This is a genomic window from Acinetobacter sp. YT-02 (assembly GCF_002412355.1).
Taxonomy (GTDB): Bacteria; Pseudomonadota; Gammaproteobacteria; order Pseudomonadales; family Moraxellaceae; genus Acinetobacter; species Acinetobacter towneri.
The window spans coordinates 1-23,563 of record NZ_NOZT01000053.1; the positions used below are offsets into that span (position 1 = coordinate 1).

At 36.9% G+C, this 23,563-nt stretch carries 14 protein-coding genes and 12 pseudogenes; 14 read left to right on the top strand and 12 right to left on the bottom strand.

Annotation, left to right across the window (positions count from 1 at the left end):
• Positions 1-293: 293 nt before the first annotated feature.
• From CF596_RS12305 to CF596_RS12315, 3 genes and pseudogenes are all read right to left on the bottom strand, one after another.
• Positions 294-443, bottom strand: a pseudogene (locus tag CF596_RS12305) (HNH endonuclease); the annotation flags it as partial.
• On the bottom strand, positions 436-1,020 hold the full coding sequence (locus CF596_RS12310; RefSeq protein WP_096902644.1) for a class I SAM-dependent methyltransferase: 585 nt from the start codon (positions 1,018-1,020) through the stop codon (positions 436-438). The gene CF596_RS12310 and the pseudogene CF596_RS12305, both read right to left, overlap by 8 nt.
• Positions 1,021-1,098: 78 nt before the next feature.
• On the bottom strand, positions 1,099-2,733 hold the full coding sequence (locus CF596_RS12315) for an HNH endonuclease (RefSeq protein ID WP_096902645.1): 1,635 nt from the start codon (positions 2,731-2,733) through the stop codon (positions 1,099-1,101).
• A gap of 587 nt (positions 2,734-3,320) precedes the next feature.
• On the opposite strand from CF596_RS12315, the gene CF596_RS12320 reads away from it, so the two are divergent.
• Positions 3,321-4,070 carry a metallophosphoesterase gene (locus tag CF596_RS12320; RefSeq protein ID WP_096902646.1) on the top strand — a complete coding sequence of 250 codons (750 nt, stop codon included), beginning with the start codon at positions 3,321-3,323 and terminating at the stop codon, positions 4,068-4,070.
• Between the two features lie 95 nt (positions 4,071-4,165).
• Here the strand turns inward: CF596_RS12320 and CF596_RS12325 are convergent.
• The 4 genes and pseudogenes from CF596_RS12325 to CF596_RS15030 all read right to left on the bottom strand — a co-directional run.
• Positions 4,166-4,360, bottom strand: a pseudogene (locus CF596_RS12325) (transposase); the annotation flags it as partial.
• Positions 4,348-4,800, bottom strand: a pseudogene (locus tag CF596_RS12330) (HNH endonuclease); the annotation flags it as partial. The pseudogenes CF596_RS12330 and CF596_RS12325, both read right to left, overlap by 13 nt.
• A 40-nt stretch (positions 4,801-4,840) precedes the next feature.
• Positions 4,841-5,407, bottom strand: coding sequence for a GIY-YIG nuclease family protein (locus tag CF596_RS15025; RefSeq protein WP_136144386.1), 567 nt, complete (start codon positions 5,405-5,407; stop codon positions 4,841-4,843).
• A 54-nt stretch (positions 5,408-5,461) separates the two neighbouring features.
• Positions 5,462-6,040 (bottom strand): annotated as a pseudogene (locus tag CF596_RS15030) (class I SAM-dependent methyltransferase); the annotation flags it as partial.
• Between the two features lie 151 nt (positions 6,041-6,191).
• On the opposite strand from CF596_RS15030, the gene CF596_RS12340 reads away from it, so the two are divergent.
• Positions 6,192-6,521, top strand: a complete 330-nt coding sequence (locus tag CF596_RS12340; RefSeq protein ID WP_096902648.1) for a DUF4236 domain-containing protein — start codon at positions 6,192-6,194, stop codon at positions 6,519-6,521.
• A 2-nt stretch (positions 6,522-6,523) separates the two neighbouring features.
• Here the strand turns inward: CF596_RS12340 and CF596_RS15035 are convergent.
• Positions 6,524-6,786: pseudogene (locus CF596_RS15035) on the bottom strand (hypothetical protein).
• 192 nt (positions 6,787-6,978) lie between these two features.
• Here CF596_RS15035 and CF596_RS12350 point away from each other — a divergent pair.
• The 5 genes and pseudogenes from CF596_RS12350 to CF596_RS12370 form a co-directional block, all read left to right on the top strand.
• The gene (locus CF596_RS12350) at positions 6,979-7,650 is read left to right on the top strand and encodes a hypothetical protein (RefSeq protein ID WP_096902649.1); all 672 of its coding nucleotides are present in this window, start codon (positions 6,979-6,981) and stop codon (positions 7,648-7,650) included.
• Positions 7,650-10,025, top strand: coding sequence for a hypothetical protein (locus tag CF596_RS12355; protein ID WP_096902650.1), 2,376 nt, complete (start codon positions 7,650-7,652; stop codon positions 10,023-10,025). Before CF596_RS12350 ends, CF596_RS12355 begins: the two co-directional genes overlap by 1 nt.
• Positions 10,009-13,224: a tyrosine-type recombinase/integrase gene (locus CF596_RS12360; protein WP_096902651.1), complete on the top strand. Its 3,216-nt coding sequence runs from the start codon at positions 10,009-10,011 to the stop codon at positions 13,222-13,224. The genes CF596_RS12355 and CF596_RS12360 overlap by 17 nt, the downstream gene beginning before the upstream one ends.
• Positions 13,225-13,351: 127 nt before the next feature.
• On the top strand, positions 13,352-13,714 hold the full coding sequence (locus CF596_RS12365) for an MbcA/ParS/Xre antitoxin family protein (RefSeq protein ID WP_096902652.1): 363 nt from the start codon (positions 13,352-13,354) through the stop codon (positions 13,712-13,714).
• A 96-nt stretch (positions 13,715-13,810) separates the two neighbouring features.
• Positions 13,811-14,002, top strand: a pseudogene (locus CF596_RS12370) (helix-turn-helix transcriptional regulator); the annotation flags it as partial.
• A gap of 53 nt (positions 14,003-14,055) precedes the next feature.
• Here CF596_RS12370 and CF596_RS12375 read toward each other — a convergent pair.
• A pseudogene (locus CF596_RS12375) lies at positions 14,056-14,988 on the bottom strand (IS5 family transposase).
• Positions 14,989-15,042: 54 nt separating this feature from the next.
• Between CF596_RS12375 and CF596_RS14930 the strand changes: the two are divergent.
• From CF596_RS14930 to CF596_RS12385, 3 pseudogenes are all read left to right on the top strand, one after another.
• Positions 15,043-15,412, top strand: a pseudogene (locus CF596_RS14930) (IS3 family transposase); the annotation flags it as partial.
• 168 nt (positions 15,413-15,580) lie between these two features.
• Positions 15,581-15,730, top strand: a pseudogene (locus CF596_RS14615) (VF530 family DNA-binding protein); the annotation flags it as partial.
• A gap of 257 nt (positions 15,731-15,987) precedes the next feature.
• Positions 15,988-16,733 (top strand): annotated as a pseudogene (locus CF596_RS12385) (IS66 family transposase); the annotation flags it as partial.
• Between the two features lie 438 nt (positions 16,734-17,171).
• On the opposite strand, the gene CF596_RS12390 reads toward CF596_RS12385, so the two are convergent.
• From CF596_RS12390 to CF596_RS12400, 3 genes are all read right to left on the bottom strand, one after another.
• The gene (locus tag CF596_RS12390) at positions 17,172-17,630 is read right to left on the bottom strand and encodes a transposase family protein (protein ID WP_096902654.1); all 459 of its coding nucleotides are present in this window, start codon (positions 17,628-17,630) and stop codon (positions 17,172-17,174) included.
• The gene (locus CF596_RS12395) at positions 17,578-17,973 is read right to left on the bottom strand and encodes a transposase family protein (protein WP_171325001.1); all 396 of its coding nucleotides are present in this window, start codon (positions 17,971-17,973) and stop codon (positions 17,578-17,580) included. The genes CF596_RS12390 and CF596_RS12395 overlap by 53 nt, the downstream gene beginning before the upstream one ends.
• 164 nt (positions 17,974-18,137) lie before the next feature.
• Complete coding sequence (locus CF596_RS12400) at positions 18,138-19,310, bottom strand: replication initiation protein (RefSeq protein WP_096902659.1); 1,173 nt, start codon at positions 19,308-19,310, stop codon at positions 18,138-18,140.
• A gap of 856 nt (positions 19,311-20,166) precedes the next feature.
• Here CF596_RS12400 and CF596_RS12405 point away from each other — a divergent pair.
• The 4 genes and pseudogenes from CF596_RS12405 to CF596_RS12425 all read left to right on the top strand — a co-directional run.
• Positions 20,167-20,940, top strand: a complete 774-nt coding sequence (locus CF596_RS12405; protein WP_096902656.1) for a ParA family protein — start codon at positions 20,167-20,169, stop codon at positions 20,938-20,940.
• 13 nt (positions 20,941-20,953) lie between these two features.
• Positions 20,954-21,865 carry a ParB/RepB/Spo0J family partition protein gene (locus tag CF596_RS12410; RefSeq protein ID WP_096902657.1) on the top strand — a complete coding sequence of 304 codons (912 nt, stop codon included), beginning with the start codon at positions 20,954-20,956 and terminating at the stop codon, positions 21,863-21,865.
• A gap of 609 nt (positions 21,866-22,474) precedes the next feature.
• A pseudogene (locus tag CF596_RS12420) lies at positions 22,475-23,363 on the top strand (class I SAM-dependent DNA methyltransferase); the annotation flags it as partial.
• 48 nt (positions 23,364-23,411) lie between these two features.
• Positions 23,412-23,563: pseudogene (locus tag CF596_RS12425) on the top strand (IS3 family transposase); the annotation flags it as partial.

Sequence of the window (23,563 nt, forward strand, 5' to 3'; positions counted from 1 at the left end):
ACAATTCGAGGCATGTGTGAACATCTGTTAACTAAAAAAACTTTTTCGCATGATTAGTTATTTTTGTCAACTTATTGATATTATGGGGTAATTAAATCATATTGATAACCATAATTTTCTATATCACTTGGAAATTTGTACAGTAAAATGACTTCATAAACAGATTAAAAACCATGGTAACCCTCCCATAAATAACCGAAGTTAAAAGTAGAGGTTAAGCAGCCATTAAAGGCAGCCTTCCTTTGTTAGCTTGGTGTGGTCTTTCATGATTGTAATGCCCCAACCAATCACCTTGTATCCTGCCCTTTTTCAATAAATAATCGGCTCAGAATAATCAGTAATGCAAATTTATAAGTACTACTAAAACTCCCTGACTGTAAAATCAGCTGAATATTTTTTAGGAATTTGAGTTGCTGTTGTGCTGTAGGAGTAAAATCAGGCATGTTTTTTCCAAAGTACGTTCAGCCACTCTTCCTTACGATCAGGGCGTTTATCTACTGTGATCCACTGTTTCAATACCGCAACCCCATCCAACTGATCTAGCAATACCTTGGCTTGATGTTCATCTAAATCGGTAAACACCCTACCATCTTTTTCTCGATCTGTTGTGCCATATTTAAATGACATATAGCAAACACCACCACGGCGTAATGCAGCATGAATACGCTTTAAAACCTCAGGAAGTCGGTTGCGATCACTATGTAGTAAGGATGCACATGCCCATACGCCATCATAAACATCCTGCACATCAATATCGTAAAAACTTTGCTGCTGAACAGCTATACTAGTTAATAGGGTGGCTCGCTTGACTAATGCTTCAGAGTAATCGATAGCATCAACCTGGTAGCCTTTATTTAAAAAAGCCAACGTGTCACGCCCTGAGCCACAACCCACATCAAGGATACGAGCACTTTCTGGTAACTCAGCTAAAAATGGTTGGTATAGGCTTTCCATATCCACATACAACGTGGCTTGTAAAAATTGATCTGCGTATTGGTTGTAATAGTCTATTGTTTTCATATTGGTTGCTTAGGCTAAACACTGACCCCAGTCTACTAAAAAACAAAAAGATAAGGGAGCATTTGCTCCCTTATCTTTTTAGTCAAATAAATCTGCTCTTACTTCTTCCAAAGTACGATCCGACTTGAAACGATTACATATAGGATGAATAATTGCTCCATTTTCTAAAACGCCGTAACCACCTTCTGCTTTCGATTCTCGATGATCTACTTCAGTCGATTTAACGTATAGAGCACTATCACATACTTCGCAATAGCTCCATGTTTTCTTTTCCTCACGTTGATACAGATTTCTTTTGGTAGCGAGTGAAAAATTTAGAGGTTTTTTCTTCTTTGATGGTCTTACTGATTTCACAAAGCTCACAACATTATCAACAATGCTTTCATCATAATCGCCACCAAAACGTTCAAGGTAAAAATCGTTAAAATTAATATAATCAAATGATTGACTCATCGAAAGAATGACTGTGTTCAAACAAACTTCATCTTCAAAATCTAAATCCATATTTAGTCCAATACAGATAAAGGCTTGATACACGTTCTTCAATCGCTCATGTGATCTGATTCCGCTACCAAACTTACCTACAGTTTCTTTGATCGCCACAGGAATTTTTTCAATTAAACTTTCAACACTACGGCGTGCTCGGGTAAAACCAATAAAATCTAACTTCTTATTCTGTATTTCAAAACTGCCTTCTTCAATTTCAAAGACGATAGAGAACCAGGCCAAAAAGGATGTAACTTGAAATCGATTATCTTTATAAAAATATAGTTTCGGGTGTAAACCTAAACTTGGAATTCCAATGCTAATTTCTGGTGTAGCGATACGACACAGCACAACTCTGAGCTTTAGTATTAAATTTTCTACACGCTGACCTTGGTCTATACTGATAGTATTCTGACAAGCATCACCAAACATCATATTTAGGAGTTCATTGACTAGGCCTATTTTTTTACCGTGTGCTAAATCTGGCTCTAAAAGTATCATCTTAAAAAGATGATCGTGAATTTGCTCACCTAAAGCGATTACTTCATTTATCCGCTCGTAATTCAGTTCAGCTAAGTTGGATTTATTATCGTTTATGTAACAACACGCATAAATCACATAAAAAGCATCACTCCCCCTATTCTGTAAATGATACTCCTCATCTGGATCTAACCGTTTCGTATCTGAGTTAATCGAACAAAAGGCTTTCCGAGCCTCCTCAGGTGTCCCAATTACTTCAATAAAATTAATTTTGGTTGATTTTAATTTTTGCTGAAACTCAGAATCACTACATAACTCTTGAAAATCAGCTAATCCACCTAATCGATGACGAATCTGACGAATATCTCGTTTTTGTGACGGCGTGAATTTTGGAGCTCCAACTACCTGCTCATCAATAAAGTATCTTTTGATCCAAGCATAAATGATTGAAATCCTATGCCCACCATCGATGATATAAATATTGCCAGCAGCATCTTTCCAATAGCGAATGCATAAATTGACATTACGATCATTCAAACAATCTAGAATGAACTCCTCAATTTCAGTAGGACTCCAACATTCTGTGGAACGTTGATTATCTGCCTTATATAATTTATCTAGAATTTCATGTTGAGCGAAATCATAAAGTGATAACTCAAAGTTGTAGTGTTGATTTGAGTGCGACATTTCGTCAAGCAACATCATTTTTCTTTGAATAATATTGGTTAAAAGCTTAGTACGGGCCATTTTATTTTCTCTAGGCAATACTTCTCTAGATCTCGTGAGATTACGAAATTTATAAAAGTAAAATTAATTAGATATGACTAAAATTTATTTCGAAAATTTTATTCTTTCAGAACAGAAGAAATGGCTTGGAGAAAATAAGGGATATTATAGAAAGTGTTCATGTTTAGTTCCTGTAGTAATTACAAACAATTTTCCATCTTTTCCACGAGATGGAGGCAAGCCAAACAGGGGTGGAAATACCGTACTACAGAAGACGGCCAGTCATAGACTGCCCTGCTTGGCCTACCATTACGATAGGCTAAACATAGTTAACGCAAAAAACCGCCAAAGCGGTTTACTGCTTCTGTAGTAAATTCAGGTTTCCACGCCTGGTCACAGATTTCGCTGTAACATCTTTATCTTATGTGCATAAATTCAATTGGTCAAATTTTATGATTAATATTTAACCAGTTAATTAAAAAAATAATTACCTATATTTTTAGAAGCTTAGGATTACAGATTTGTATCTTATAATTTCTACAATGATATAAACTGATTGGAATAAAACTCTATATATTTGAGCAGCGTGATTTAATAAAGGAAGTAGATTGAAACTGCAAATTTTATCGGATACTCACAATTCGAAATATTCATTATCAGATGAAGCTGACGTCATTATCCACGCTGGGGATTTTTCGAATCGCCTGAGTGGTGCAATTGAGTTTGCCGAAAAATGTAAAACGCTGAATAAAAAATTTATCTTTGTTTTGGGCAATCATGATTACTACAGCTCTAACTACAGTTCAGTCGTAGATTTTTTGAAAGAAAATTACCCTGAAAATACACTACTTGATGATAACCATATAAAAATACAAGATAAAATATTTGTAGGTGGCACGCTGTTTACGAACTTTCGCTCTAACTCACCACTTACATCTCCAGAGATACTTTTACAGTCCCAAAAATATGCTGAACAATCGATTTCCGATTTTGATCAAATCATGTTTGGCAGTGATAACCGAACTATAACTACTAATGACTACATAAAACTATTTAAAAAATATCATCAAAATATTATGCAGTTTAGAGGCCAAGATCATGTGATCGTTATTACGCATTTTCCACCGCATTTAGCTTGTCTTGATCCTTATTGGGGTAAGCACCCTGTTGCATCAGCCCTTAACCCCTATTTTATTAATGATTTAGATGTCAAAGGCTTTAAGTTATGGATTTCAGGACATACGCATACATCAATTGATACTGTAGTCGATGGATGCAGATTAGTGATCAACCCTTTAGGGTATCCTCAGGAGCAAGGAAAAAATGGGTTTAGAGAAAATTTGATCATAGAAATTTAAGTATCATACTCGTATTGAAACAATCTAAACTAACTTCAATATCATATAACCTATAGGGTAATCCTCCTATAAATAACCGAAGTTAAAAGTAGAGGTTAAGCAGCCATTAGAGGTGGCTTTCCTTTGTTAGCTTGATGTGGTCTTTCATGGTTGTAATGCCACAACCAGTTTGTTGCATAATCTTGTACTTCATCCAAAGTATCAAATAAATGCTTGCTCAGCCAACTATAACGTATGGTCCGATTATAGCGTTCAATATACGCATTCTGCTGTGGCTTACCCGGAGCGACTGTTTGCAATCCTGCAGATGATAGAGAAACTCTACCGTTTGACCATTCAGATTCTGCAAATACACCACCGGCATTTGCTTGACGGTCGCTGCAACGACTTTATTGAGCTGATTCCAGTGCCACTGGTCTTTTGTTAGCGCGGCCAGCGTTTTGAATTGTTGCTGTGCATTCTGAATTTCACTAATGATTTTTGCTTGCTGTCCAGTGGCTTGTTTAAGGATAAAAGGTTCATAATGGTTGAACTGGAACGACAGTGACTGTTTCCAGTACAGGTCAATAAACTTTTCAGCAATATCCTGATATTCCAAATGCAAGGCAGCACCAGTATCTTGACCCAGTTCAATCGCCAGACGCGTGATACTTATCAGCAAAGCAAACTTATATGTCGAAGTAAAAGTCCCTGACTGCAATATCTGCTGAATATGCTTCAAGAATTTCAGCTGCTCGTTGGGTGTAGGTTTATTATTTTATATAAAGTGATCATCCTGCCACATGTTGAAGCTTCACCTGTCTTTGCAATCCTGCTTCCGTAGCGATTTCCATCATTTTCGCATTTTGAATGGCTTTTTTACGCATAGCTGAAAGGGTTTCTTTAAACTCGTGCTGATTACCTTTCAAATTGAGTGGCAGTATCGTTTGTTCAAAAACCTTTTCCTCAACATTCCAAGGTTCTTCACAAATCATCCAGGACACATATGCATTATCTTCAAGCCATGCATCCAGCCATTGTTCACCTGAATGCGTGAAAGTCATGCGATTACCTGACCCTACTCTTCTAAGCGGATACCCACTCATCTCAGCCAGAAGTATGCCCAATGTTCGTCTTAGCGTTGAACCTTCAGCGTTACCTGCAAAGTGTGTTTTAAGCCGTATTCTCAAGTTTGATTTACTATTTGGTTTGGTCTTCTTGTCAGGAGATATACCAACATACAACAAAGTATATTCTTGATACATTATACAGTTTTTTGTTGGAATTCCCGGTGGATTTGTTTTGAACCACCAAAAATAAATCCCGTGTTCTGCAGGAATCAAAGAGGGCTCTTTCATTAACTCGGCACGATTGTATAAACGCTGTGGGTAATAATCAAAAGCATGTGATTGCTTTTTCCATATTACGTTGATCCACTCTTCTGTACGGTCTGGACGTTTATCTATAGTAATCCATTGCTGTAACAGTAAAGCCTGATCTATTTGTTTGAGTAAGTCGTAAGCTTGCTGCTCATTCAAGTCAGTAAAGCTGCGCCCTTCTTTCTCACGGTCTGTATCGCCATATTTAAAAGACATATAACACACACCATTTGGCTTTAATGCTTTAAATATGCGCGCCAGCACTTCAGTCAGGCGATCTCTTTCACAGTGTAAAAGAGAAGCACAAGCCCAAATCCCATCGTACTTAGCTACTTCATTCAGCTCATAAAAACTTTGCTGACGTACCTCGATGCCTGTCAGCTCTCTCGCCTTTTCAACCAGCTCGGCAGAATAATCAATTGCCTCAACTTGATAGCCTTTTTTCTTAAATGCCAGAGTGTCACGCCCAGAGCCACAGCCCAAATCCAGGATCAATGCCTGTTCCGACAAATATCTTAGAAATGGTGTGTAAAGACTTTCCATCTCAACCTGATAGGTATTTTCAAAAAATGCTTGAGCATGTTGATTGTAATAATTTGATGTTTGATTCATTGTCTAAAAGCCAATATCTTATGTTAAAGAACATACTGATATTTCACTAGATAAGTCAAATGATCAGTTCTATGAATGAATCAAACTCTTATGTCACTGTATCCGGACAATTGAGATAGAAACCAAACTAGTTCTTGTAAATGGAAAAAATATGGGCTTCAGATTTCGCAAAAGTATTAAAATTCTTCCAGGGCTAAAGTTAAATCTGACGCATAAAGGTATCAACAGTGCAAGCATTGGCAAACCCGGTGCTTCTTTAAATATTGGTAAAAAAGGAACCCGAACCAGCGTTGGTATTCCAGGTACAGGCCTATCCTATTCCAAACATCAACCCTATAAGAACAGAGCTGGCAACCAAGAGAATCCTGCTCAGGAACAACAATCGGTCTATACATCACACACCCAGCAACCCAAATCGAATGTCTGGATTTGGGTAATTTTTGGATTATTTTGTTTTATTGTCGGGGCAATTCTTTTTTAGATTTAATATAGTCCAAAGCCATTCAAAATTGCTGAATCAAAATTTTCATCAAACATAGACTGATCTGCTCGCTCTTTCTTTAATGTCGCCAGGGCATAAAAAAATATTTTTCACATAACTACAACTCATATTTTTCACTATCATGCCTAGAGCCATAACCCATATGCGCCAATAAATTTCCAAACTCCAATTTCGTTGATTGGTTGCATACATCACATAAAACATCGGTAACGACTTCTACCTGTTTCAGTTGATTAATTTCCATATTAAGAACCTCTAAATTTTAAAATAAATAGCATGGCTATAAGTTGTGACCCAGTTCTTAAAAATATAAAAAATCACAATATATTGTATATAAATTGTAAATAGACACAAAATATGGGGCAGATCAATCTTGTTTAATATTTCAAAAAATTATAAGAATATTCGCTTGAATTTTTTACACTTATGGAGGACTATGGAAACGACTTTTGATTTCAATGAAGAATTTGGTACACCTAAAAAATTGTTGTGCAAAAATTTTAATAAAATCCAAATCAGTATACATCCTAATTTTTCTGGAATTTATCTTTGCTATCAAGAGGCTTTCAAATCCTTAAAAGCTGATCTATCAATATTAACTTCTTACCCTGAAATCCGCGTTTGGAAAGATCCAAATAGATCTGGCTATACCATCGCGAATGCCTGTCAGTGGCACTTATATTGGTCTAAGAACACACCTAAGAATATCAACTTACTCATCCATGCTTTTCCTCAAGATGAGGACAAAATTGAGCTATTAAAAAAAGAGACAAGTTTGGAATTCATGAAATTTCTGTCCTCTTATCATCATGATCTGGATCGAATGAACCCTGCAAAAATGCAATCGCTGATCAATACTTATATTTCATCTGAAGTTATCCTGGCTTTAAACAAGGAAAACTCTTTCAAGCCCCACTGTACTATAAGCTTGGATCTGCTTGCAAAAATGCTGTCATATACACGAAATCAGCTGAATTATCGCAATAAAGTTATAAATCTAAAAAGACAGAGTGTGCTTGATCAACTGCAACAAACCAGTGAAGTTGTTCAACAGCTTTTAAACAATGTGAACTTCGTTCTCACACCAGATCAGCTATGGAAAGCATAATGTCAGAATCTAACTCAAGCCGTCAAAATACTGCTGATATTCCGCGGGCATCATTAAAACAGACACTGGAAAAACTCTTTGGTGATGAGCAACTCCAACGTACCGAACATATTCAATATGTTGCTGATTTACTGACTTCACACCCAACTGATCAATGTCTGGAAGGGCTGAATCTCGATCTATTAGATTTTGATCTAGAAACCAATTCTGTTGTTGTTAGACCAGCTGCCTTGGTCTCCTCTCGAAAACATACTGTTAGCGCAACACCAGTCACTTGGTATGTGAACTCAATTGCACAATTAGCAGAGTCAGAAGAAAATGCTTTAATCTGGAATATCCTGGTCTTAAAAGCAGCAATATATTTAATTGCACTTCCAAACATTAAACCTAAACTTTTTAAAGAGGTTCACACTGAACTTTTTAAAGAGGATCACACTGAACTTTTTAAAGAGGATCACACTGAACATTTCAACACTGTAAAACGTTTATTCCAGCGCTTCCGTACCGCCAATCGGGTTCTGAGTTCCGAAAAAAAATATCAAAATACTCCTGAATATATGCTTCTTTGGGAGAAGCATCTTCAAAACACTAAACTTTCTTTAGCGGAATTCGTTCAGTATCTGAATGATGTCATTGATAAAAATAGTGATAAAGAGCCGTCTAATGATTTCATGCAAAACCTGCTAAAAGTGATCCGCATCACCTTTAATTATGTTTTGGAAAATAAGGCAAAAATTGCCAAAGCTAGCATCGAGACGCAACTGCAACATGATTTTTTAGACGAAGATCAGCTGATTGTAGAAAGTTCAGAAATTAAAAAAGGGCAAAAATCTAAAGCTCTCAATATAGAAAAACAATTAGATGACCAAGATACACGTCAAATACTTGTAGACCCAACCATCGTTACCCCCCTTGCTGCATATTCAGAATCCAGCCAGAGCTACGTGCTGCCTCTGGTTGCCAAGCATATTCAACGAAAAGAACATTTGCTGCCATACAGCAGCCTCTTTCCTAATATCACAAGTATAAGTGCTCTACTTACTGAACTATATAAAAATTACATTGCTGAAATTGAAGAGGACTCTAACGACAAGGATAAAGAAGCTAAAAAAAAGAAGGTATCCTTGATCCTGATGCTGTCATTTCTGACCGGAAATAAAATTCAGGAGTGGCTACGGCTACAAAGTAAACGTGCTAAAAATTTAAATGCTCGCCAACAGATCAAGCAAAGCAATGGGCAATATTTCCTGAGAAGTAAATTTTCAATTTTTGAAAATAAGGATTTTGCATATCCAGATGGCTTGCTCAACCAAACTGTCTATCTGGATATTCCAATTCCAAATTCATTTATAGCTTCGCTACGAGATGGTAACACCGTTACAGAAGAGGACCTTAAGCAACATTTGAAACAGCTGAGAGCCAAACTTTATATTCCAAAATTATCATTAATAAGAATTAGCTCTCTTTTACATCAGACTATTTTGCAACGCACTGGAAATAAACAGCTTGCCGACCTCCTCACCGGTATTGATGCAAATAAGTCTTCTTCTACTTCTTATTGCCATCAGAATATTCTGGCTTTACAGACAGAGTATGTCTCAATTTTAAAAGAGCTGTGTGAGTCGTTATCCGATGACTATCACAGCATCAATTATAGTAAAGAAAAAAACTTTGGGAGCCGCAAAGCACCAACTTCAAATGTAATTCAAAATACCTTTGCCACACTCAAATCCAGGATAATTTCACAAAAAGAAGGTGACTGGATAGCAATTTTCAATCATTACAATCTGTGGATGTGGCATTTCTTGTTGCTCTTTACTGCTGCACGACCCGTTGCTGAATTTCCAGGTTTTTTAAAAAGCTTTAACCTGAAAAGAAAAATATGCATGGTTTCTGATAAAGAGGTGGGTGGGCGTCAAGGCTATGGACGTTTAATTCCACTGGGTCATTTTGTCGCACAAGAACTCCAGAAATTCATAGATTTTTTACATTATTTTAAAACTCAAATTGCTCCTAGTCAGCCAGAAATTCCACAACATATTCAACAAATTTTAGAGAGCAAACTCCCACTGTTAAATATCTTTCAGGATGGTCAATGGCACCCCTTAAGGCCATCGATTATAAAAAAATTTAATCCTGAGTTAGGTTTGCACCATGAAAACTGGCACCGGCATACTGCCCGTGCGTTTCTCAGCCATAAAATTAGCGAAATTGAAATTTTAGCTTTATTCGGTCATGAACCGATGCAGCAAGAAGCTGCTCATCCTTATTCGAGCTTATCTATTTCACAATATTCAAGCATTGCCCATGTTCTTGAACAAATGAAAGATCATTTTCAAATTACCGGTATTGAACTCGATGTCCTCACTCAATAAACATACTAAGCAAACTCGAACACTATATGCCGAAGCACGTAGAAAACAAGACCGACTCGATCAGGAAAAACAGCTTCGAGCAGATGTAGAAAAGGAGCTAATTCAATATTTCCAAGCACAAAAATTGGAACAAAAAGAGCATCTTGAATCCTTCTATCCGGAAATTTATGAGTTTATTAAAAGCAAAGCTCCAGGCCTGGCATGGAAAAAATATGCGCATGAATTTTTTCGGTCATATATTAAAAAAATCAATTTAAATCGTCGTGAGACTTTGCCCCTACCGAATCTGACATTTGAGATGCAGCGTGATCAGCCGGTTTTTACCATGGACTGGATCGAGAAGGGGCATCAGATTGATGAAATTATTGATAAGCTTTGGGACTACTGGATTCTAGCGAAAGATAACCTGACATTTTCTGATGATGAGATTATTGGGAATATTGTAATTTCTGCCATGCTTTACTCAGGCTTGAATCAAAAAGCTTCTTTAGAAGCTTTGCTTGAGCATTTAAAAGATCCGGCAAAAATCAGAAAGATCGAAGATCTGAACATTATATTTTTAGAACCGCTCTCCCCTTCTTATGGAGATCTATTTATTGATGAAAAAACCATTCGTAAATCGCGTAATTTTATTCCGGATCAAATTACCCGCTTGTGGTTAATTCATTTTAATAGCAGAAATATTCGCACAGTAAATCGGAACGTTGAAGATTATCTGGAGCTTATTTTTAATAAGATTAAGTTACCATTTAATCTCAAAAGTTATAAATTGTTACGCGACTACGCCAACTTTAACTGGATGCAACTCCCGAAAGTTGACATTGATCCTGCTCTCTCACAATGTCTCATTGAAAATACTGTAACCTGTGGCTTATCAGAAATAGAATTTGAAAGATTTCTTCATCCAAAATTTAAATATCAGCAGGACACTCTTACTGATTCAGCTGTAGAAAAATCACCATCTATTGTGGGTCAATCCCCCTCTAATGATGACATTCAGCAAGCCTTAGATGATGTTATAAAGATTCACAAAGACCTTTTACAACTGATTCGTACATCACAAACTGATCAAAGTATCGATGCATTAATCATTAAATATTGCATTGAAAATACTAATAAATTTAATGAGTATAGTAAACGTGTCGCCTTATGGCTCATCAGCCTTTATAAACCAGAATTAGAACAGATTCAGCCTCTGGCTGAACGTTTTAATTTTTGCGTAAACCAATTTCAAAAATCATTTCAGCAGAATAAGCGTTTAAAAGACGGTTCGATTTACACTTATTATTCGCGTATTGCCGAGCCATGGCTAACTCACTCTTTACAATATCTAGATAGCGAAGATGATCTGAATACGAACCTAGCGAAGATCTACCCACAAATCATCACGAATACCCGACTCGCAGATGAAGCAGGCCAACCTGAGTTTAAAAAATCCAGTGGTCAGACCGTCAGGATGTTGAAGCGCTTCCATAGCTTTCAACAAACGGTTTTTGAAGCTGAGCCTCTCGAATTAGAGTCAATTGCCATACAAAACAGGCCGAGAGCACGTATCATTGGTCCTATAACTTATCAAGCTTTCATGAACAAGTTAGATGCCCTATTTTCAGGTACCAATAGTCAAGAAAATATATATAAGACATTAAAAATCATCTATATATTAGCTTACCGTACCGGTATGCGTATTAATGAAATTCTAGGCTTGCGTGTGCGGGATCTCGAGGGCTTGAGCTGCCTATCAGTATGGATTCAGCCCTACGGCTCAAAAAAGAAAGGAAACTTACATCAACTTAAAACAGATAGTGCTGAACGCAAAGTCCCCGTGTATTGCTTATTAAAAGCTGATGAATATCACTTATTCCATAGCTACGTGGTTGAGCAACGTCTACTCAATCAGCAAAACTTATACTTATTCCGAAATTGGAATGAAAATAGCAAGCTTAACAAGCATACGGTGACGACACCTTTCAGAATGATTATGAATGAGCTTTTCAAGCATCATGATTATTCTTTTCACTCATTTCGACACACGGCTGCCAATCACTTATCCGTTCTGCTCAACTGCGATTATGCTCCACTGGTCAAGAATCTGACGGATTATTCTGAAGAAGAATATCAGTCCATTCGGACAGAGTTACTCCGTAATACGCATGGTCAAAATCATTGGTTTATGATTGCTCATTTACTGGGCCACATTGACCCTACGGAAACCTTTAAAAGCTATATTCATCTAAGCTACCTGATCGCTGGACATAAAATACTGCAATATCACCCAGACATCGATAATCAATTGGCAAAAAAGATGATGGGCTACCTACCTTCTTTCAAATTTTTAAACACAGTAAAAGATTCTGCTCCATTCAATTTCGAAAAACATTCTGTCCATTTAAGTCAGCAGTTACTCAACAATCAAACTGACTGGTTAAAAAGTAACGTAGAAGACATTCTAGATGAGGTTTCTTGTAACACTCCGCCTCATGACTTTTTTAAATATTTCGCGGGAACAAAAGAATCTAAAGTTTCATTTGCATGGTTTTTTAAATGCCTAAATTTACTGGAAATTCATAATGATCCAGATCTGGTCTCAGAGGAAATGTGTTTACCTGTAGAACTGGTTAACTACTGGTATGAAAATGCAAAACAACTAGGCCAGCTCAAGTCTCAAAAAAACAACCCAAGGTTATTTGATCTCAACAACACAAATCATCTGAATAACCCTTTGAAACCCGCAATGATTGATACGGTTGAAGAGCGCACGGCAAGGAACTATTTCTTTCAAAATATTCAAAATATCTTTGAAAAAAAACCAGATCAAATAAAAGCGGTGCTTGAGACATTTTTAAATCGTGTTACGGTTTCGCATACCGGCATTCATTATCGATGGAATAAAATCGATCAATTGGAATCATTTTATTCTAAGGTAAAAGACCTGTTTCCCCATCAATTTTGGCATTTGCTTGGACAAGACTTGGTACAATTGTTAGATAAAAAGAAACAACCTTTATTACTGAAGCTGGCTAAATCGAGCACAACAGAGCATCCTACGACTCAAGAAGATTATGTTCGTCTCCAGCTTTACTCAACAAAAGACGCTAAAGCACTGGCAGCTTTTAAATTCTGTTTACATCTAGCGTGTATTGGCAGACCTCGATCTCTTGAACTCCAAGTTGCAGGACTGGAAATCACAATATGCTGTTAAAAATTTAACCGTTATTTCCTTATCTAAAGTCAAATTTAATATCTTTAGTAAAAATTGGATTTCTGATCAATGATAATTAAATAGTATAAACTCTATGCATTAGCAGCGTCTGAAACAGGGGTCGGTCATGCGTACAACATCAGAAAAAACTGCAAAACAGAAAATGATATTAGCTAAGGCAGTTTTAGCTGCTGCTGAACGACTCGGTCTTGCACAGGATCAACTAGCCTTAATACTGAATATAGATTCAATGAAAAATTTAACCTCTCTTGAATTAGATCCCACTTCAAAACAGGGAGAAATCGCCCTCACTTTAATCCGTATTACCACATCCCTAGATGCTCTAACAGGTGGGGATACAGCTTGGATGCAGCATTTTATGAAATCACCCAATAAATTGATGAGTGGCATACCAATAGAACAGATTCAGAACCCTCAGGGATTGGCCTCTGTTTTACAATTGGTGGAAGGTCTTCGGGCTAAACTTTAAAGAAATTAATGCATATAAATAATTTTGTATAATTACTTTATAAAAAAGAAACTAATATGTTGCTTACAACACCTAAAAGCAACAAATATGTCTACATTGAATAAGTCTTTACTTCAACAAATCAAAAAAAGACGAACCCTATTGGGCTTAAAGCAAGTTGATATGCAATCCCGTACAGGCATTTCAAGACAGCAGTACCAAAAACTGGAAAGTCAGGGCAATCCACGATTAGAGACCTTAGAAATTATCGCGGCAGGATTAAATGCTCAACTGATGCTCATCCCAGATGGGCTTTGTTGCACAAAGATTTGAAATGCAAAGCGCCCCTAATTGAGCCAAATTTAAGGCGTAACTTGGGTAAGTGGTCGACCTAATTCCGTAAATCTGTTAAGGACTCCTACACGTGCATGGATCTCATTCACTTGGCTATCAAAACTCCTTGCACTGAGCTTATCTCCTAATAATTTGATGCAATGCATCTTAGTTTCAACCAAACTTCGCCGATGATAGCCTGACCATTTTTTCCAGAGTGTCCTGCCTAAACGTGTAACTGTTCGAAGTCATTCGTTTCGCTCTAGCGAGCTACTCTTTGTATCTTTCCATAGTTTCGCATTTTTTCTAGGTGGAATCACCGCATGCGCTTGCCGATCTGCAATGACCTGACGGCATTGCTTGGTGTCATAAGCTCCATCGGTATAAACAGAATCAATCCGCTCATCTTGTGGAATCTGATTAAGTAAATCACCAAGCACCTGTGAATCACTGACATTATTGGTTGTGAGCTGAATAGCGCGTATTTGTAGGGTTTTAGCATCTATACCAATATGTAGTTTACGCCATTGGCGACGATATTCAGGTCCATGTTTCTTTCGTTTCCATTCGCCCTCACCTAGAAAGTTCATGCCTGTAGAGTCCATGAGTAGATGCAGCCCATCGCTACTTTTTTGGTAGCTGATTACAATATCAATATGCTTTTGTCTTCTACAAAGCGTGGTGTAATCTGGAGCTATCCAATTTAATCCGCAAAGTTTAATCAGACTTTGCACAAAGCCAGTGACCATACGTAAAGACAGACGGAATAAGGATTTAATCATTAAGCAGCATTGGATGGCTGCGTCGGAGTAGGTTTGATTTCGCCCTTGTTTGCCTTTTGATGGCGCATACCATTGCGTAGCAGGATCAAACCAAATGGCAATATTTCCGCGACTCATGAGTGCTCGGTTATATGCGGGCCAATTGGTTGTGCGGTAGATTTTGTGTGTATGCTTCATCATTTGAAAATTATATCGCTGAAAAGCCGTTACAGATAGGTTTGTGCAACAAAGCTAGTTTTGTATCAAAAATATTTAGATCAACAAAATTCAATTAAAGTACAGCAACTTCCATATCAAGAACGTATTATACAGCCCGAACGTGAAAATAAAGAAGTGAAACGTGCGAATGAAATTCTCCTTAAAACAGCCACTTTTTTCGCCCAGGTGGAGCTCGAACGCCCACACAAAAATGCTGGATTTCATCCATAACAATAAAGACCTATATGGCGTTGAGGCAATTTGTAAGATTTTTTCCGATCGCAGCTTCTACCTATTAATTTAATTAAAAATGGGGGTATTTCCCCTAGATCTAGTTGATGGGAAGCTTCGCTTCGTAAGGGAACATCAAACTAAGCGAGATCTACATGATTTGCATCATGCTGAATAAATTAAACGAATTTGGAAAAAAAGCTCCGGGCGTTATGGCATTTTAAAAACATCAGACAGCCTATCTAAGAGATTATTTATTGGTCTACTATGATAAGACTAACCCGTTAAGCTAGGTGGCCTAACTTAAATAAAAAAGTCTCCGACAAACCCGGTACAGTTCAGTTTAAGTCGTAAAATTGAAATTAGATGTTTTTGCATAGATCCGAGTGTTAAATCATCATTGCGATTCTTGCGTACCACACCATAGGCACGTGAAAAAGTAGAAAGCTTATATTTGTACGTGTTACGTCAAAAAGCAAAACAGAAACCGTAGCCCCAGGCAACCCCCTCTCACCATAAAATTATACCAGTCAGTAAAATACCTTTAGATTAAGAATATTCATGTTGGTTATTATTGTTGATTATCACAATAAATTAGTGACCAAAAATCAAATTACCTCACCCTACCTTAAATTACACCACGCAAAATAAAAACTCTATATTACTGTTATATATATAGTTTACTAATATAACAGTTATGTTATTTAGTGTATTTTATGTTGGTGACTCTAGCCAATATCGGGCTGGTTAGATTGTATTGGTCGCTGTGGTGTAGACACTTGAACCTCTGGTCAATGCCTTAAAACAGGTGGTGCTGCAGTAAGGGGTGATCTATGACTTTCAAGAAACCGTTCAGGTCTGCATGCAGAAGAATTCCTGAATGGCTGGCAGGGACATCTGGTCTGTGATGATTACAGTGTTTATAAAGCACGTTTCAAATCAGGTCAGATCATTGAAGTAGGTTGCATGGCACATGCATGTCGAAAATTCCATGAACTGCATATCACTGGGAAAAGTCAGACTGCTGAACAGGCACTGGTGCTGATTCAGAAATTGTATGCGATAGAAGCAGAGTTAAGGCACAAGACCGACGGTACAACGCAACAACGCTGCGAATACCGGCAACGGCATAGTCAACCAGTGATGCAACAACTATATGAATGGCTCAACCAACATCATCTGACAGTGCCATCAAGTTCTACCACCGCTAAGGCAATCAATTACACTCTAAAGCGCTGGCAAGCCTTAAGCCGCTATTCAGATGATGGTAATCTATCTTTTTACAATGATTTGGTGGAGAACCAAATGCACCCATGGACTTTAAGTCTAAGAACTGGTTGTTTGTTGGATCACTGCGCGATGGTCAGCGAGCTGCGAACATCATGACATTGATCTAGTCAGCAAAGTTGAATGGTCTAGATCTGTATGCCTATTTAAATGGTGTACTGCAAAAGCTGCCGACATACAAAGTGATCCAAATTAAAAGATTGGCATAGAGTTTAGAGGACACTTACAAATCAATGGTATCGCCAAGTTGATCGTCATCATCTTTAGCTAAAACGGTCTTTAGCTTATTATTTGTGGCTATACGCAACAGCATCAAATACCTAGCTTAAGAAGCATCTCAGAGTAAATTTTTACAACAAAGCTAATAAGCTTAGGCTATTTTAATATTATTCATGATCCGCCGCTTTATATAAAGGCTATAAAAGTATTTAGTAATTTTTTATCTAAATTCACCTATATACTTAAAACTTGGTTGATCTTTACCCTTTAACCACACCATTTTTTGAGCACTGAAAAACTTTTTTCTCCAAAAATATATGAGGAATAACCAAAATGAAAAATCAAAAAAATAATCTATTCGTTTAACTATTTTTCATTCAGCTATACACGACAGATATTTTAGACCTCTTTCATAAATCATTTTTTGCTCAGTTCCAGTTGTAGATTCCAGCGATTAAATTGAATCTCAAACCAAGCCTTTTACCTCTATTTCGATAACGCTCAGCAAGGATTTTGAAGGTTTTCAGGCTGCCAAATACATGCTCAATTCCGATTCTTCTTTTATTGATTTCTTGATTATAGATTTTCAATTCAGGATCCAATTTACAGTGTCTTTTGGCTTTTAATGGCAACAGGCTATTCGGATACAACACACAAATCCCCTGATAGCCTTTATCTGCAAGGATAAAAGCCCCAAAAGGAATCTGGTTTAAATTGCGTTTGAACAACTCGAAATCATGCACTGCACCGCGACTGGTACATAAACTCAGAATTTGCTGAGTTTTGTAGTGAATCATGGCCTGTACTTTAAAGGTATAGGTCTTTTTCTTGCCGCTATAGCTTTTCTTCTGTTTTTTTAGGCCTTTGGATTGGAATTTCCGTGGCATCCACGATCACAACATTCCAGTCGATGCCTTCGCCCTCGGGTAAATCTTTGGGTAAATTAAACAGATTGGACCGAATCAGGCAGTCTTCAACATGACGGACAATTCTTGAGGCTGTGGGCTCTGAAACCCCGTAACTCGTCGCAACGTGAAATAAGGTTCGGTATTCCCGCCAATAGCTCAGACAGAGCAGAACCTGATGCTCCAGGCTTAACTTGGGCGGTCTGCCTTTGGCAGAGACATGCTTCTGCAATTGCTCAACCATCAAATAGAAAGTTGACCATGAGATGCCTGTGTATCGCTTGAACTGAGGATCAGAAAGCTGGTTTGAATCGATGTATTTCATCCGCAGATTATGCACGAATGCCAAGAAATCCGGAGTGCAAATATTAACCAAAAAGAAGATCGTTTTTTGATTTATGAAAGAGATCTTTTGTATCCAATTTTGCTTAGATCTTGAATTCTTCAGTGATACATTAAAAAAAGTGTAGCAAGTTGCTACACTTTTTCTTAGACAAGCTCTTTACCAAAAATATCATTCAGCCTATCACGAATACTTTGTACAAATTCCGGATTATTTTTAAGTTTATGCTTCATATTACGTTTAAAGTCATTCAACCCCATACCAACTTCAGCAAAATCCATTTGAAATAAAGTGTCATTAATAACTATATTTGCTTGAGAGTCTGTGAGACAACCAACTTTTTTAAACCACTTCTTGAACTGCGAATACTTTTCATCATTATTAAAAATGTACCAGGAACGTACATTCGTATCGAATTTTGCCCCCAATTCTTTTACTAATGCATTATCTTCAAATGGAACATCAAGATAAATTTTTTCAATTACAGCAGTTTCATTTAGTGTTTTATCAGTAATACGCTGATGCAGTTTAAAATTCACACCCACAATTGGGCGCCCTTTTTTTATGGTTTCATACTCTAGTTGTAGATCTGTATTTTCGTTAATTTCTGCAACTATTTTATCTAATACATAGCGTCTAAAATCTACCCAGCGATCATATTTAGTTTCATTAATATCAATCAGAGCTTTCAAGTTTTCTAAAAGCATTGGGACTTCATAACTCTTTTGGCTTGCGTACTTGAATTCATTTTTAATGAAATACGTATAAAGACTCATACTAGCAACAGAATCCAAGGCAAACAGATGTTTCAATTGATAGGTGGTGAAATTCCCCCCAGCCAACTGCGTGAAATACGGTAACACCTCACTGGTAAAACGAATCTGAATGGCATTTTTAGAATCATCTTCCCATCTTAACTCACGGATAATAGGAACGACAGAATGTACTTTTTTAGTCTTTCTCTTACCATCATCAGTAGGTTCCTCAATAATAAAATGAGCCACCCTAGATGAAAGTTCTTTATAAATCCGGTCTATTGCAACATTAATCGAATTGCGTTTATTCAATCCTAGTAAATCTGCCAAATCATCCTTATACAGATAAATATAGGTTTGTTCTGTGATTTCACCATTTACCCTATTTTTCTCACTATAATTTGCAACAGCCATTGCATATAGGAGCGCCTTATATTCATTGGCTGATAACTCAATTGGGCGAATTAAGCGGTTACTAGTGCTAACAACGCCATTATGACGAATATTGCCTATACAGTAAGGAATATGATTCAATTCTTCTTGCAATGATTCTGATTCTGTCATAACCGTGATATTTATATATTTAATTCTATTTTTATATACAAAAGTGGAAAAACTTTCAAGACTTTCACCACAAGAATCTAAGAGTGGAAGGCTTGTCATCAGAATTATGCATTTTTGACGATTTATTGTCCTTAAAGTGGAATAAAATATATTATTTCCACCAGATAGTGACAGACCTTCCACCTTTAGCCCTAAACTAACAGTTCAAAATACCTATTTTCACTTATTTCTTCCAAATTTAGGTATGCTATGTCAGATAGATACCTAGATGTGACAAGGCTTCCACCTTTCATTAGATGTGAAAGGTATAAATGAATAGATAATCATCAGGAAATATCCAATAAAAAAAAATTATCCACAGGGTGGCAACACATAGTGACAAACCTTCCACCTTTAAAGATTGTTTATCCAACTTTATCAACAAATTAAGTATTTATTTTTGAAGGATTTTTTGTAAATATATAACCTTTTTAAAAATAGTAGTGACAAACCTTCCACTCTTGTGACAGACCTTCCACTTTACGGTGACAGACCTTCCACCTTTGAGTGACAGACTTTCCACCTTTGAGTGACAGACCTTCCACCTTTGAGTGACAAACCTTCCACTTTACGGTGACAAGCCCTCCACTTTTAAACTTATAAGCATTTGTTTTATATAGTAAAAAAACAGTCTTAATTATTAATTAGCTAAATAAATAATTATACTAATTATTAATTAAGCTAGCTTGTTTAAAAATTAGTTTTTTAAATTGTTTTAGACCTAAACAAATAAGATTTATAAATTTAAAAACTATAGTATGATGAGTGAAAGTTATTTATATTATTAAACATTCAAATACGGAAGCATCTGACACGTATGTCTGCAAAAATTATTACGGTTGCTAACCACAAAGGTGGATGTGGCAAAACAACGACCGTTGTACATCTAGCATCTGAACTTGCCAATCTTGGCAATAAAGTTTTAGTCATTGATTTAGATCCTCAAGCAAACGCAAGTTTACACATTGGGATCCAACATCCAAGCGAAATTGTTGTTACTTCAGCAGAATTACTTGTTGGTGATATTTCATTATTAGCTGATGCATTACAAGAAGAAACAAATTTTGAAAAAGTATCATTAATTTATGGCTCATTAAATTTAGGAAAAACAGAAGACCAGCTCAAAGAAGAAGCTCCTCGTCCTTCAGAAGAATTAAGCATAAAGCTAGAACTGTTAAAAGATCTTTACGACTTCATATTAATTGATTGTCCACCTAGTCTTAAATTATTAACCAGTAATGCCTTAGCATCCTCAACACATGTCATTATCCCAATCGAATCTGGTTCTCAATATGGACTGTATGGGGTAACAGATCTTTTGAACCATCTTGAAAAGATAAAACGTATTAATCCAGATTTAGAGCTTTTAGGTGCTTTACTGATTAAACATGATGAACGTCAAAATGTTTGTAAACTGATTCGGGATGAAGCTTTAAAACAGGTAGGCAAAATTTTAGAAACTACCATTCCTCAAAGTACTAAAGTTAATCAAGCAGCAATTCTGCAACAGCCACTTTTGAAAGTAGAAAAAAATTCAAAAGTACGTAAGGCTTTTGAAAGCCTTGCTTATGAAATTGTAGCGAAAGTTTAAACCTGAGAGTATTATGGCAAGCACTAAAGAGCTTTTAGCTCAAAAATTGAAACAAAATACAGAAAAACATCAGCAAGCACAGAAAGACAATATTAAAGAGCTAAAAGAATTTAGACGTAATGTTCCTATTGAGGATATCAGTCGCAGTCCCAACCAACCGCGTAAAGTATTTGAAGATTCTGAATTAAAAGCACTGGCGGATTCTATTAATGAAATCGGCCTTTTGCAGCCCATTACAGTGCGCAAACTTGATAATCTGCAATATGAACTGATTGCAGGCGAGCGACGCTTACGGGCGCATCAGTTACTCGGCAAGTCGGTGATTGAAGCCATTATCATTGACGCTAATAATGAAGAAGCATCTTTGTTAACCCTAGCTGAAAATTTAAAGCGTCAAGATCTGACAGATTATGAAATTTTTATTGGCTTGAACTCACTTGATGAAAAGTTGAAGAAGAACAAGCAACGTTTAGCTAATTCATTGGGTTTAAATCGCGAAGATATGTACAAATATCTGTCGTATGAAAAGCTGCCTAAAGCAATGTTGAATGACCTGGATTTGGAGCCAGGTCTAGTCGGCCGTACTGCTGCAACAGCGTTCAAGAAATTTTTGTCGGATCATATAGAGCAACTTTCGGAGGCAGAAACAGCTTTACTCGGTGCTTGGGAGAAATTAAAAGAAAAAAAACTGGAGCAAAGCAAAGTTACTTCTTATGCTGAAAAACTATTGAGTCAGGATCCAGAAAAAGTAACCACGACATCAGTGGTAAGAAAAATCGAATATGATGGTAAGGTTGCTGGAAATATCAAACTGAATCAAAAACAGCTCAAGATCTCTCTTAAAATTTCAGAAATTGATGAAGCTAGTCTTTTACAACTAGAAGATTTTTTAAAACAGCTTATTCAGAAAAGTGAAAAAGTGTAGCAACTTGCTACACTTTTCAGTTTGCTCATAAAATTCTCACACTTACGTGAGACTTTTTATAATTATCACATGCGAAAAATTATACCACCCAAACTGAAATTGATATGGTTACGCTAGAAGAGCTTATTCCTAAAAATCATCTTATACGTAAAATAGACAAAGCGATTGATCTCAATATCATTCATGAACGTGTCACGCATCTATATTATCCCGATAAGGAGACTGTTGAACGAATTTTGCCGTTGCAAAATAATTACACGGTCACTGTTATGCAAGTAACGCAGCAATGTTTACTGTCAGTTACAGTACAAAACTTGAATAAAATCGCTTTCACTTATCGAAGTTAATTTTTATTGTATTTTTTAGACATCAATATGCTTAAAAGTAAATAACAATGAATTAGTGATGTAAGTTTAGAAAATGCCCCCACTTTAACGATCGCTAAAGTGGGGTTTGTGATTAGTCTGAAAAGTGTAGCAACTTGCTACACTTTTTTAATACTTAAATTGTACGACAAGAAATGACGTATCAATACTTTCGCACGAGCGTATTAGTGGGTACTATTGGCTTAACTAAAATTAGATAAGTTATTCATTAAAGGGTAATTCCATGGCTCGTACTCCAAAGCAAACCAAACAAGAACCTATAGATGTCATTCTTTGGAAAGCAGCAGACAAAATTCGTAAGAACATTGATGCTGCAGAGTGCAAGCATGTTGTCCTTGGTTTAATCTTCCTCAAGTACATCTCTGATTCATTTGAAGCTCATTACAACCTGTTGGTTGAAGGTGAGGGTGATTTTTGCAGGAGCTGATCCTGAAGATCGTGATGAATACACTGCATACAACGTATTCTTCGTTACTGAGATTGCACGTTAGTCATACCTCTTAAACCAAGCAAAGCAAGTCACCATTGGTAAGATCGTAGATGATGCAATGGAAGCCATTGAGAATGAGAACCCTCAACTGAAAGGGGTACTTCCTAAGGTCTATGCACGTCAGAATCTCGATCCAACGAGCTTAGGTGAGCTGATAGACCTTATTGGTAACATTACATTAGGTGATGCCAAATCTCGCTCTGCTGACGTTCTAGGACACGTGTTTGAATACTTCCTTGGTGAGTTCGCCTTAGCTGAAGGTAAACAAGGTGGACAGTTCTATACGCCTAAATCTATCGTGAGTTTATTGGTAGAAATGCTTGAGCCATACAAAGGACGTGTATTCGATCCTTGCTGTGGTTCAGGTGGCATGTTCGTACAGTCTGAGAAGTTTGTAGAGTCGCATCAAGGCTTAGTCGATGACATCTCGATCTATGGTCAAGAGAGCAATCAAACAACATGGCGACTCGCTAAGATGAACCTTGCCATTCGTGGCATTAACTTAGAGCATGTGAAATGGAACTCCGAGGGTTCATTCCTCAATGATGCACACAAAGACCTTAAAGCGGATTACATCATTGCTAATCCACCATTCAACGTCTCTGATTGGAGTGGTGAGCTGAACCGTACCAGGTTTGTCGGAGAGTCAATATTCTGAGAGACTATCCCGATAACAAAATTAAAATATACCCCAGAAATCAGAGATAGAGCGGTTCAATTATTGATTGAGTCTGAAAAAGATTATCCATCTACTTGGGCTGCAATCACAGCAATTGCGCCTAAGATTGGTTGTACTCCTGAAACACTTCGTGCCTGGCATCA

Excerpts from the sequence above, each read along its gene's own strand:
- CF596_RS12310 (WP_096902644.1), bottom strand. The coding sequence starts at position 1,020 with ATGAAAACAATAGACTATTACAACCAATACGCAGATCAATTTTTACAA.
- CF596_RS12315 (WP_096902645.1), bottom strand. The coding sequence starts at position 2,733 with ATGGCCCGTACTAAGCTTTTAACCAATATTATTCAAAGAAAAATGATG.
- CF596_RS15025 (WP_136144386.1), bottom strand. The coding sequence starts at position 5,407 with ATGAAAGAGCCCTCTTTGATTCCTGCAGAACACGGGATTTATTTTTGG.
- CF596_RS12340 (WP_096902648.1), top strand. The coding sequence starts at position 6,192 with ATGGGCTTCAGATTTCGCAAAAGTATTAAAATTCTTCCAGGGCTAAAG.
- CF596_RS12350 (WP_096902649.1), top strand. The coding sequence starts at position 6,979 with ATGGAAACGACTTTTGATTTCAATGAAGAATTTGGTACACCTAAAAAA.
- CF596_RS12355 (WP_096902650.1), top strand. The coding sequence starts at position 7,650 with ATGTCAGAATCTAACTCAAGCCGTCAAAATACTGCTGATATTCCGCGG.
- CF596_RS12360 (WP_096902651.1), top strand. The coding sequence starts at position 10,009 with ATGTCCTCACTCAATAAACATACTAAGCAAACTCGAACACTATATGCC.
- CF596_RS12365 (WP_096902652.1), top strand. The coding sequence starts at position 13,352 with ATGCGTACAACATCAGAAAAAACTGCAAAACAGAAAATGATATTAGCT.
- CF596_RS12390 (WP_096902654.1), bottom strand. The coding sequence starts at position 17,630 with ATGCCACGGAAATTCCAATCCAAAGGCCTAAAAAAACAGAAGAAAAGC.
- CF596_RS12395 (WP_171325001.1), bottom strand. The coding sequence starts at position 17,973 with ATGAAATACATCGATTCAAACCAGCTTTCTGATCCTCAGTTCAAGCGA.
- CF596_RS12400 (WP_096902659.1), bottom strand. The coding sequence starts at position 19,310 with ATGACAGAATCAGAATCATTGCAAGAAGAATTGAATCATATTCCTTAC.
- CF596_RS12405 (WP_096902656.1), top strand. The coding sequence starts at position 20,167 with ATGTCTGCAAAAATTATTACGGTTGCTAACCACAAAGGTGGATGTGGC.
- CF596_RS12410 (WP_096902657.1), top strand. The coding sequence starts at position 20,954 with ATGGCAAGCACTAAAGAGCTTTTAGCTCAAAAATTGAAACAAAATACA.